We start from the raw sequence: 10,688 nt of genomic DNA, 5'->3' as shown, positions 1-10,688 counted from the left end.
ATACATCTTTAAGCTTTATGGCAAGTCTGTTAGCCGTCTCCTTTAAAACAGTGTCACCCTCATCTTGACCCATCAAATCATTTACGCTTTTAAAGTTGTCTATATCCATAAACATGAGAGCGCCGTACTTCATATTTTTGTAGCTGTTTTCAAGAGCCTGAGAAAGATGCTGAATAAAAAGTGCCTGATTTGGCAGATTTGTAAGCGGGTCATAAAATGAGAGTTTGTTGATTGTATCTTTTTGGTAAAAAGAGTTTATGGCAAAGCCGACATCACCTGCCAGCTCATCTATCATGTCTCGCTCCTCTTTGCTGAAACCTCTCTCCTCGGTTGAGTGGATAGTAATTACTCCAAGTACTTCATCTGCATTATAATGTTTCCTAAGAGGAAGAGAGTATATCTCAGAAATGCCGTATTTTTTTACCTTTTCCAAGCACTCTACATGCAGAGTTTCATCAAAGTTTTTTAGAAATATATAGCTGTTATTTTTAAAAACATCTCTCTCAATCGGTGTTACTTCGCTCTCTATTCCTAAACCGATTGAGCTTTTTACTCTAAGTTCCCCATCCTCATTGAGCAATATTTTTACGCTGGCAAAAGTTGTGTTTGAGTGCATCGATACGGCTGTATCGTTTATGAGTTCATCAATATTTTTAGCTGTAATAAGGATTTGATTACAGTCTGTAACGGTTCTTAGTATGGAGAAAAGATGTCTTTGCTTTTCATTTGCGATTTGAAGCTCATTTTTTTGCTCCTCTAAATCTGCCGTTTTTTTTCTTACCTCTTCTTGAAGAACTATTTTTTGTTTAACATCTTTAATTGTTAATTTCTTGATTGCAAAATAGACTATTGTGAGCAGCAGTAAAGTTGTAAACCAGTTAAAAAACGTAGTTTTGTAAAAACTGCTCATAGCAACTTTTTCTAGTTCCTCAACAGGAATCTTGACGCTTGTAACGCCTCTTATATCTCCCGTATGATAATCGTAGGCAGTATCGTATCTCTCTTGTATGGATTCTAAAACTTCCTCTTTTTTACCATGACACTGTATGCAATATTTTTCTATAATAAGCGGCGCAGTATAGTGAAGAATTTCTTTGGAGTTTTGCTTGATTTTTTGGATATGTGCTTCACTGTTTGGATTTTTTTTGAAAAAATCTATGGCTTTTAGCTCAAAAGCATCAGCCATATTTTTAGGATTTCTAGGTCTGTCGGTTACATTTCTAATGGTTACGTTGTCTTTTGAGAGTTTTTCAAATTTATCGCTTATAAGCGTGGAAGCATGAGCCGGCAAAAATCCTAATGTTGAGTCGTTTATATCTAAGCCGCTTTTTAAAAATTGCTGATGATATACATATCTCATCGAGATAAAGTAGTTTTTGAGGGTTTCGCCTTTTGCAAAGGCTCTGGTTTGTATGAGTTCTTGTTTTTGTTTATATATATGAATAGTTAAAATAGAGTTTGCCATGATTATCAAAAGAGCAACAAACCAAAATATTTTTTTGTTCAGATTTATTTTTAACATATTTAATCCTCGTAACCATAAATATAGCATAATTTTTAAGTAAATATAGTATCAATTTTATTAAAAAATATTAACAATATTACTAGAGGGCGATAGTTACTGCCCTCTTTTTTGATACGACATGTAGATAATGAACTTAAGCAGACTCATGATAAGTATGCCAGATAGCATACCTGCAACAATGAACGAGAGATACTCATTTTGAGAAATCTGCCCTCCTTCGTAAGCGATAGTTGCAATTGCAATAAGGAATGTGAGAGGCATAGAGTCTCCAAGGGCCAGCAAAAAAGTTCCTTTTGCTCCCAGGAGTGAGGTGTATGCTGCAAAAGAGCTTATCGTTCTTACTAAAACAAGCGCAAGCAGGATAAGCAGAGCATTGTTTAAGATTTCAAACGAGAATATAAGAGTAAAATCAAGTGTGGTGCCGACATAGATAAAAAAGAGCGGAACCAAGAAACCAAAGCCTATTTTATGCAGAGTATGAGGAAGATCTGTTTTGTGTTCAAAAAAGTTTGATATGAAAATGCCCGCAAAGAAGGCTCCAAGAACCATGTCGATATTGAAAAAATGCATAATAGAGGTAAGAACAATAAAAAGAGCCACGCTTATTCTTATGCTTTGAACCTTTGAGTCATCATACGGCATAATGGCTTTTTTAAGGTTTGGATACCACCAAAAAATCAGATTTACCAGTTTAAAGAGATAATATATTGCAAAAAGCACGCCAAAGAAAACAAGCACATGCAGATATAGTTCCAGCTTCAATCCATAGTTAACATACGACTCGAAGATAACGATTGCGGATATACTTAAAATCTCACCTATAACGCCTACCGTAAGAACTACCTCAAGCCATTTATGCTCTTTCCCATGCTCGTTTATAAGTACCATTATCATTCCGAGTGAAACAATAGGTATGGCAACTATATAGACGGGGTTTAAATCAAACAGCAGATATAAAATAAATGAGAGCGCATAAAGTGTTGTAAAGTAGATGATAGCTTTGTTTAAAATATCGTTTTTTTGCTGTGTATAATTTTTCAAATCTATCTCAAGACCTGCTAAAAACATCAGGTAGAAAAAACCTATTTTTGCAATTTGCTCGAAAATATCATTTCCCAACTCCAAAAAGCCGCTCCATACGGCAAGTGAACCTAAAAGTATCTCAACTACTACGACAGGCAAACGTGTGATTTGTGAAACAACGGGTGAAGATATAAGCAAAAGAGCTATTTTCGTAAAAAAGATGTAGTTTTCCATTGAGCTCCGAACTGTTTTTTTTATTGTACTGAAAAAATACTTACATATTGTAGGTAAAAAGCATTCAAAAGAGGCTACTGAATTATAAACTGGTTGAAGTATACCTCTTCAATCTCGCTGTACTCTAAGTTCTTATTTAGTGTCTCTTGCAGTGCTTTTCTCATCACCTCATTGTTTGCGTTTACCATGGAGTAGCCTAACATAGTGTTTATCGCGCTGTCTCTTAAGATAACGCTTTTTTTTAAAATCTCCTCTTTCATATCGTTTTTATCGTTAAACCAAGAGCCTCTTTTTCCGCTTGATTTATACTTCATAGATATGTTTGCGATAAGCTTTCTGTCACCAGAGATATTAAAGACAAAATCCCCCAGATTTGCCTGATTGTCGCTGCTGATGCTAACTTGCATACTGTTCCTTAAAACTGATGCTGCAGATGCTCGGTTGCCGGATATGCTCAATCTTGGTGCCGTTTTTCCCTCAATATCGTACTTTTGAAGTTTAGTAAAATCAGAACTCTGAACCCCAAGAATAAGCAGTAAAATAACAATCAGAGCTGCAATGCCGTAGCTGGCGTTTATAAGTATTTTTTTTCTGTCTATTTTCATATCCGCACTTTATCTATAATCTCTAAATAATTGAGTATTATTATACAAATAAAAGATAAAAATATAATTTTTAATCTTAAGGGCACAGATTGAGCAGAAGAAATAAAACAAAAGATACAAAAAGAGATACGTTAACATTTACGACAAGAGATTTCCTTCCGACTACAAAAGAGGAGATGGATGCAAAAGGGTGGAATCAGTGCGACATCATCTTAGTCAGCGGCGATGCGTATATAGACTCTCCATACATAGGCGTTGCCATGGTCGCGCGGATGCTTGAGAGAATGGGCTATCGTGTCGGGATGATAGGTCAGCCTGACATTAACAGCGATGTTGATATCAAGCGTCTCGGTGAGCCTCGTCTATACTGGGGAGTGAGCGGAGGCAGTGTTGACAGCATGGTTTCAAACTACACTGCAACAAAGAAGTTTAGAAGCACTGATGACTACACACCGGGCGGAAAAAACGACAAAAGACCCGACCGTGCGCTTAGTGTTTACTGTAACCTCATTAGAAGATATTTTAAAAATACCGTGCCGCTTGTAGTAGGCGGTATTGAGGGAAGTTTGCGAAGAGTTACACACTACGACTACTGGGCAGACAGACTGAAAAAACCTATTTTGTTTGATGCGAAAGCGGACATATTGGTTTATGGAATGGGCGAGATAGCAATAGAGCGGCTTACACGCGCTTTGGATGAGGGGAGGGACTACAGAGATATACGCGGGCTTTGCTACATCTCAAAAGAGCCTAAATATGAGTTTATACAGCTTCCCTCGCATCAGGAGTGTTTGGATGATAAAGAGAAGTATATAGACCTTTTTGACGATTTTTATGACAATAACGACCCGATAAGCGCAAAAGGTTTATGCCAGAGTGTTGATACACGCTTTTTAATCCAAAATCCGCCGTGTGACTATCTAAACCAAGCAGAGATGGACGCAAACGCAAATCTCCCTTTTACAAGAGAGCTTCATCCATACTACGCAAAAGATGGAAAAGTGAAGTGTCTTGAGACTATAAAGTTCTCGATAATGACGCATCAGGGGTGTTGGGGAGAGTGCAACTTCTGCGCAATCGGAGTGCATCAGGGAAGAACCATACGAACCAGAACTGAGGAGAATATTTTGCAAGAGGCGAAGTATTTTAACAAGTACAAAGATTACAAGGGCATAATAGCCGACGTCGGCGGACCGACAGCCAACATGTACGGATATGAGTGCAACAAAAAGCTCAAAAAAGGGACGTGTGACGATATCAGATGCGTAGATGCCGATAGACTTTGCAAGGTTATGCATGTAGACCACGGCAGAAATATAAGTCTGCTTAGAAGAATAAGAGAAATAGAGGGTGTAAGAAAAGCCTTTATTGCCTCTGGCGTGCGCTACGATTTGATTACGGCGGATAAAAAGCATGGATATTCATACCTAAAAGAGATGGTTCAGCACCATATTTCAGGTCAGCTTAAAGTCGCTCCGGAACATACGCAGCAGCATGTTTTGGAGCTTATGGGAAAACCGGGAAAAGAGACTTTGATTGAGTTTAAAAGGATGTATGACAGGCTAAACAAAGAAGAGGGCAAAAAGCAGTTTCTAACCTACTATCTTATAGCCGCTCACCCTGGGTGTGAAGAGAAAGATATGCATGAGTTAAAGAGATTTACGACAGAGGAGCTAAAGATGAATCCAGAGCAGGCTCAAGTCTTTACTCCAACTCCAGGAACATACTCCGCAGTGATGTACTACACGGAGATGGACCCAAAAACACGCAAAAAGATATTTGTCGAAAAAGATACAAAAAGAAAAGAGAAGCAAAAGAGAATAGTAGTTGAAAAAGAGTGCTTTAAAGCGGGATTTGCATCGTAAATATTTAAAAAATCTACATGTAATAAAATTTAATGCAAAAAATGTTCCAACTATTACATTCTTTTCAGTTTTAATACTCTACAATATACAAAAATATTGGATTATGAGTATTAATTGATGAGAGTAGACAAGTTTCTAAACGCAGTAAATATAACAAAAAGACGTTCAGTTTCGCAAGATATGATAGACAACGGAGTAGTTCTGGTAAACGGCATTGTCGCAAAAGCGAGCAAAAATGTCGAAGTAGGAACAGTTATTACAATCAACTATCTTGAGTCTGTAAAAAAGTATAAAGTAGTTCAAATTCCCACAGCAAAATCAACACCAAAAAGTTTGCAAAATGAGTATATTGAGGAGATTGCATGAATTATGAAGAGGCAAAGAGCCCATTTACTTCACTTTTTAAGCATGAGATGAACGATGCGCAGATGAGAGAGTTTTTGTTGAGCGTAAGGCTTGATGAGAGCACAGATACGCAAACTATCGCTGCTGCAGCCGAAGTCATGCGTTCTCATGCGATTATGCTTCCGATATCTGATGAACTGCGCTCAAAAGTGGTTGATATCGTCGGCACGGGCGGAGATAAGATAGGAAGCTTCAACATCTCTTCAACGGTTGCTATATTGGCAGCTTCGTGCGGGAGTATGGTTGCAAAACACGGAAGCCGCTCTGTTACTTCAAAATCAGGGAGTGCTGATATGTTTGAAGAGCTTGGCGTGCGCCTTGATTTGAGCATAGAAAATAGTGCAAGACTTCTAGAAGAATCTGATTTTACTTTTATGTTCGCACAGAACCACCATCCTGCTATGAAGTTTATTATGCCAGTGAGAAAAACTATACCTGACAAGACTATTTTTAACATCCTTGGACCGCTTACAAATCCTGCAGGAGCAAAGAAATCTCTCCTTGGAGTTTTCAACAAAGCATTTGTACCTAAAATTGCAGAGGCGCTTCGCATAAACGGTGCCTTGTCAACGCTTGTGGTAAGTTCGGCAGAGGGAATGGACGAGATAAGCATAAGCGATATAACGTACGCTTCACAGCTAAAAGGCGGGGTTGTTCATGAGTTTATCATCGACCCGCAGGAGTACGGCATAAAAAGGGTTCCGCTAAAGGCTATCGTGGGCGGCGATGCAAAAGCCAACGCTAAGATTTTATATAATATTTTTGATGGCAAATCGACAGACGCACAGAGAGATATTGTTATGATAAATGCGGCTTCCGCACTTATGGTTGACGGTTTGGCGCGTGATATTCAAGATGGGCTAGAGATGGCGCAAATGGCTATAAAATCGGGAAAAGCCAAAGAAAAGTTAAAACAAATTATTGAAATATCAAATAAATTATGAAAAAATATACGCTTTGCTTGGACGAGCTTGACACCATGCTTGAAGATATAGCTAAAGATTTTTCAAGCGGCGTAGTCGTTTTGCGCGGAGATTTGGCGGCAGGAAAGACGACATTTGTTAAGAAGATGGCTAAGTTTTTGGGGACTCATGATGAAGTTACCTCGCCAACATTTTCGCTTCAGCACTGCTACGGAGATAAGATTTTTCATTATGACATGTACAATCAGGGTTTAGAGCATTTTATCTCCCTTGGGATGCTCGAAGAGCTTGAGAGAGATGGGTTTCACTTTGTTGAGTGGGGAGATGATGAGTTGATAAATATTTTAACTTCGGCAGAGATAAAGACCATGGTAATCGATATAGAAAAAATTTCAGACAATAAAAGAGAGTATAAAATATGCATGTATTAAGAGCAGTGAATTTAAAGAAAAAAATAAAAGATTTAGAGATAGTAAAAGGGATGAGCCTTGAGGTTAGAAGCGGCGAAGTTGTGGGGCTTTTAGGACCAAACGGAGCTGGTAAAACAACTACTTTTTATATGATTTGCGGACTAGTTGAAGCAAGCGGCGGAGAGGTCTTTTTTGATGATGAAAATCTCTCTGGAAAACCGCTTCATCAAAGAGCGCTTAAGGGAATAGGTTATCTTCCGCAGGAGGCGTCTATATTTAAAGATTTGAGCGTTGAGGACAATCTTCTCATTGCCGCAGAGGTGAAGATAAAGGACAAAGACGCGCAGGAGAAGAGGATTTTAGAGCTTCTTGACATGTTTAACATTGAGCCGATTCGCTACCGAAAGGGTGTGAGTCTGAGCGGTGGAGAGAGACGTCGTGTCGAGATAGCCCGCGCTTTGGTAAACGAGCCTAAATTCCTGCTTCTTGACGAGCCGTTTGCAGGGGTTGACCCGATAGCGGTTATGGATATTCAAATGATTATCAAACAGCTTGTATCTTACGGTATCGGCGTGCTTATCACCGACCATAACGTCAGAGAGACTTTAGATGTTTGCGACAGAGCTTATGTCATAAAATCAGGCTCGCTTTTAGCAAACGGAACAAGTAAGGAGATAGGACAAAACCCTGACGTGCGCAAATACTATCTAGGTGATGAGTATAAGCTCTAGTAAGCTTATTCTATTATGGCAGCATTAAAGCAGACGCAAAGCGTTGAAAATAAGCATAAACTTTCAAATACTCTACGTAATTGGCTGCCTATTTTACACTCAAGCCTAAGTGATTTGGGCGAGGCGATGTCGCCGTTTATAGAGGGAAATCCGGTTGTTGAAGTGACTTCCGGATTTGAAGAGAGCTTTGAGAAGTTAATCCCCAAAAAAGTTACAAGCAACTCCGTAAGCAACACAAGAACAGAGCAGATAGAGGCTTTGACTATTGCTTACCGCTCCTTGTTTGATGTTTTGGACGAGCAGATAGGCACTCCTCTGTTTCCTACTCCGCTATCTCAAAAAATCGCCTCTCACGTCGTTGCAAATCTTGATGAGAATGGCTACTACGAGGGAAAAAGCGAAGAGTTTTGCGTTAAAGAAAATATTAACATGTCAGAATTTGAAAAGGTGCGTCTGCGTTTTGCACATATAGAGCCAGTCGGAATCGCCGCGAAGAGTCTTGCCGAGTCTTTTTTGTTTCAGCTTGACAGTTCTGATATAAGCGATAAAGCCTACCCTTTGGCAATAAAAGTCATAGAAGATTTGGATAATATCTATGCCTACTCTGATGAGGCTGATTTTCCAGAAGTTATGCGTGTTTTGGGCACATTTAAAAATCCTCCTGCTATTGAGTATCAAGAGGAGTCTTCGCATGTCGTTCCCGATTTGATGATATTTTTCAATGATGACGACTCTATCGAGGTTAAACTCAACGATGCCTACTATCCGACAATAAATATCGATACAAACTACGGCGTAGAACATGAGTACGTCTCCCAAAAAATCAAAGAGGCAAAAAGCCTTGTAGATGCACTTGACATGAGAAAAGCAACACTTTACAAAGTAGGGCTTATGATAGTTGAGTATCAGTATGAGTTCTTTAGTGGCGGCGCAATTATGCCGCTTACTCTAAAGACTTTGGCAGATGAGTTTGGACACAATCCCTCAACCATCTCAAGAGCCATCGCAAACAAGTATATAGCCTGCAACAGAGGCGTATTTGCCATGAAAGAGTTCTTCACAACCGCCATAGACGAAGATGTTTCAAACGCGGCAATAAAAGAGTTTGTGGTAAATCTGGTAAAACAGGAAAATAGAAAAAAACCGCTCAGCGACATGAAACTCTTGGAGCTCATACAAGAGAAGTTCAAAGTTCAGATGGTAAGAAGAACAATCGCAAAGTACAGAAAACAGTTAAACATAGCGGGCTCAAGCGAGCGAAAAAAACTTTATCATTTGCATTGATAACATAGGAGATTATTCTTTAAAATATATTAAATAGATGACGAATAAGGATTGGAAGAAATGAAATATCAAAACAGATTACTTGCTTTTTTTGACATTTTAGGTTTTAAAAAGCACCTTCATGACGAAACTTTAGATGATTTATATCTTAAATATAGTTGTTTTATAGATAAAGCCAATAGAGATATATTTGGTGATGTTAAAACAATTTATGGAGAAGCAACTGTTTCAAATTTTAATAAATCAATAATTTTTTCAGATTCAATCTTACTAATATCCTATGATATAGATGATATTTCAAATATCAATAAGTTTTTATTAAGTTGTATTACTCTTATGCAAGAGGCTATAAAGTATGGTTTTGTTTTAAGAGGTGCAATCGGATGTGGCGAAGCTATATACGATGAAGAAAAGAATATCTTTTTAAGTAAAGAGTTTGCGGAACTTTATGTAAAAGAATGTAAACAAAACTGGGCTGGATGTGGATTATTTGTGGATGATGCAATAAAAGAAAAAATTTTAAATGCTGTTTTTGGAAACAGAGAAATTAATGGGTATCAAATTTGGAATGCGGCAACAAATACGCTACTTAAGCAAAAGGTATTTGAAAGTAATATTAGAGCTTCAAGTCCTATTTTAGAGTATCTAATACCAAGTTTTGATGATGAATATTTGTGCTTGAATTATCTATTTACTATGGATAATCGTGAAATAAAAAAACTTTGGAAACTTCTTGAATCTGAGCCAAAAGGTAAATGTTGTACTACAAAGAAATTCCATGATGATATTTTTTCACTTAATGATAGAGGTGAAAGTTTTGAGCATCTTGAACCTATCCATAAAATAAAAGTTATGATGACTGAGACTGGTGCAAAAATAAAATTTGAAGATAGATGTGGAAATGGGATAGACTTTAAAGGGCAAAATATAACTGTAGGATTTATTTAATCATGGCAATAGAAGGGGTGAAAGTGTGAAACAGGACTTAAAAATAAATTAAAACCACCGACACTAACTAAACAAATCCCACACTATGCAAGTTTTTATCGTGATGGGAGGTTGTGACTTGGCAGAGTTTTTTACAGCAGAATCAAAAATAAAATATTTCAAAATGACATATTTTTTAATAAAAATAAATTATTTTAGTATGATGGATAAAATCAATACTTGGAACTCTCAACTATGGACAAGCTAGAAATTGTAAATAAACAAAACCTGCAAGATAAAATCTACACTATCAGAGGACTTCAGGTTATGCTTGATAGTGATTTAGCTCAACTATATCAGGTGGAGACAAAAAACTTAAATCGGGCAGCCAATCGAAATATAGAAAGATTTCCACAAAGTTTTCGTTTTCAACTTACTGAAGAGGAGTGTGAAAACTTGAGGTTCCAAATTGGCACCTCAAGTTCAAAAGATTCTTTAAGGTTCCAATTTGGAACCATAGAACACGGTGGGAGAAGATATTTACCTTATGTATTTACAAAACAAGGTGTTTCCATGACGATACTGTTTTTACACTTTTTAGCAAATATCCAAACCTAAAAATCAAAATCTATATGCAAAAAACGGTTCAAATCGGACACTAATGTCGGTTGAGTTCGGACAGTGATGTCGGTTCTAATCGGACAGTGGTGTCGGAAATGATTCGGACACTTTGGAGTAAAAACCGACACTTAAGTT

General features: G+C 37.7%; 11 protein-coding genes. 8 read left to right on the top strand and 3 right to left on the bottom strand.

What is annotated here, in order from left to right; genetic code table 11:
• The 3 genes from K0A91_RS10370 to K0A91_RS10360 form a co-directional block, all read right to left on the bottom strand.
• Positions 1 to 1,522 (bottom strand): DUF3365 domain-containing protein (locus K0A91_RS10370; RefSeq protein WP_295010117.1); only part of this gene is annotated, 1,522 nt, incomplete at its 3' end.
• A gap of 96 nt (positions 1,523 to 1,618) precedes the next feature.
• Complete coding sequence (locus tag K0A91_RS10365) at positions 1,619 to 2,782, bottom strand: cation:proton antiporter (protein ID WP_295010116.1); 1,164 nt, start codon at positions 2,780 to 2,782, stop codon at positions 1,619 to 1,621.
• A 74-nt stretch (positions 2,783 to 2,856) separates the two neighbouring features.
• Positions 2,857 to 3,387 carry a flagellar basal body-associated FliL family protein gene (locus tag K0A91_RS10360; protein WP_295010115.1) on the bottom strand — a complete coding sequence of 177 codons (531 nt, stop codon included), beginning with the start codon at positions 3,385 to 3,387 and terminating at the stop codon, positions 2,857 to 2,859.
• Positions 3,388 to 3,476: 89 nt separating this feature from the next.
• Between K0A91_RS10360 and K0A91_RS10355 the strand changes: the two genes are divergently transcribed.
• The 8 genes from K0A91_RS10355 (at position 3,477) to K0A91_RS10320 (ending at position 10,550) form a co-directional block, all read left to right on the top strand.
• The gene (locus K0A91_RS10355; protein ID WP_295010114.1) at positions 3,477 to 5,252 is read left to right on the top strand and encodes a YgiQ family radical SAM protein; all 1,776 of its coding nucleotides are present in this window, start codon (positions 3,477 to 3,479) and stop codon (positions 5,250 to 5,252) included.
• Positions 5,253 to 5,369: 117 nt separating this feature from the next.
• Positions 5,370 to 5,618: an RNA-binding S4 domain-containing protein gene (locus tag K0A91_RS10350; RefSeq protein ID WP_295010118.1), complete on the top strand. Its 249-nt coding sequence runs from the start codon at positions 5,370 to 5,372 to the stop codon at positions 5,616 to 5,618.
• Complete coding sequence (gene trpD, locus K0A91_RS10345) at positions 5,615 to 6,601, top strand: anthranilate phosphoribosyltransferase (RefSeq protein WP_295010113.1); 987 nt, start codon at positions 5,615 to 5,617, stop codon at positions 6,599 to 6,601. The genes K0A91_RS10350 and trpD overlap by 4 nt, the downstream gene beginning before the upstream one ends.
• A complete protein-coding gene (gene tsaE / locus K0A91_RS10340; protein WP_295010112.1) occupies positions 6,598 to 7,011 on the top strand; it encodes a tRNA (adenosine(37)-N6)-threonylcarbamoyltransferase complex ATPase subunit type 1 TsaE in 414 nt (137 codons plus the stop codon). The genes trpD and tsaE overlap by 4 nt, the downstream gene beginning before the upstream one ends.
• The gene (gene lptB / locus K0A91_RS10335) at positions 6,999 to 7,721 is read left to right on the top strand and encodes an LPS export ABC transporter ATP-binding protein (RefSeq protein ID WP_295010111.1); all 723 of its coding nucleotides are present in this window, start codon (positions 6,999 to 7,001) and stop codon (positions 7,719 to 7,721) included. Before tsaE ends, lptB begins: the two co-directional genes overlap by 13 nt.
• Positions 7,722 to 7,736: 15 nt before the next feature.
• Positions 7,737 to 9,005, top strand: coding sequence for an RNA polymerase factor sigma-54 (locus K0A91_RS10330; RefSeq protein WP_295010110.1), 1,269 nt, complete (start codon positions 7,737 to 7,739; stop codon positions 9,003 to 9,005).
• Positions 9,006 to 9,065: 60 nt separating this feature from the next.
• On the top strand, positions 9,066 to 9,953 hold the full coding sequence (locus tag K0A91_RS10325; RefSeq protein ID WP_295010109.1) for a hypothetical protein: 888 nt from the start codon (positions 9,066 to 9,068) through the stop codon (positions 9,951 to 9,953).
• Positions 9,954 to 10,172: 219 nt separating this feature from the next.
• Entirely contained in the window at positions 10,173 to 10,550 is a 378-nt protein-coding gene (locus K0A91_RS10320; RefSeq protein ID WP_295010108.1) for an ORF6N domain-containing protein, read from the top strand.
• The last annotated feature ends 138 nt before the right edge of the window (positions 10,551 to 10,688 follow it).

The sequence above is a fragment of the Sulfurimonas sp. genome, assembly GCF_019429335.1.
Classification (GTDB): Bacteria; Campylobacterota; Campylobacteria; order Campylobacterales; family Sulfurimonadaceae; genus Sulfurimonas.
The sequence above is the reverse complement of the archived record's forward strand: the minus strand, read 5'-3'. Positions and strand labels throughout refer to the sequence as shown.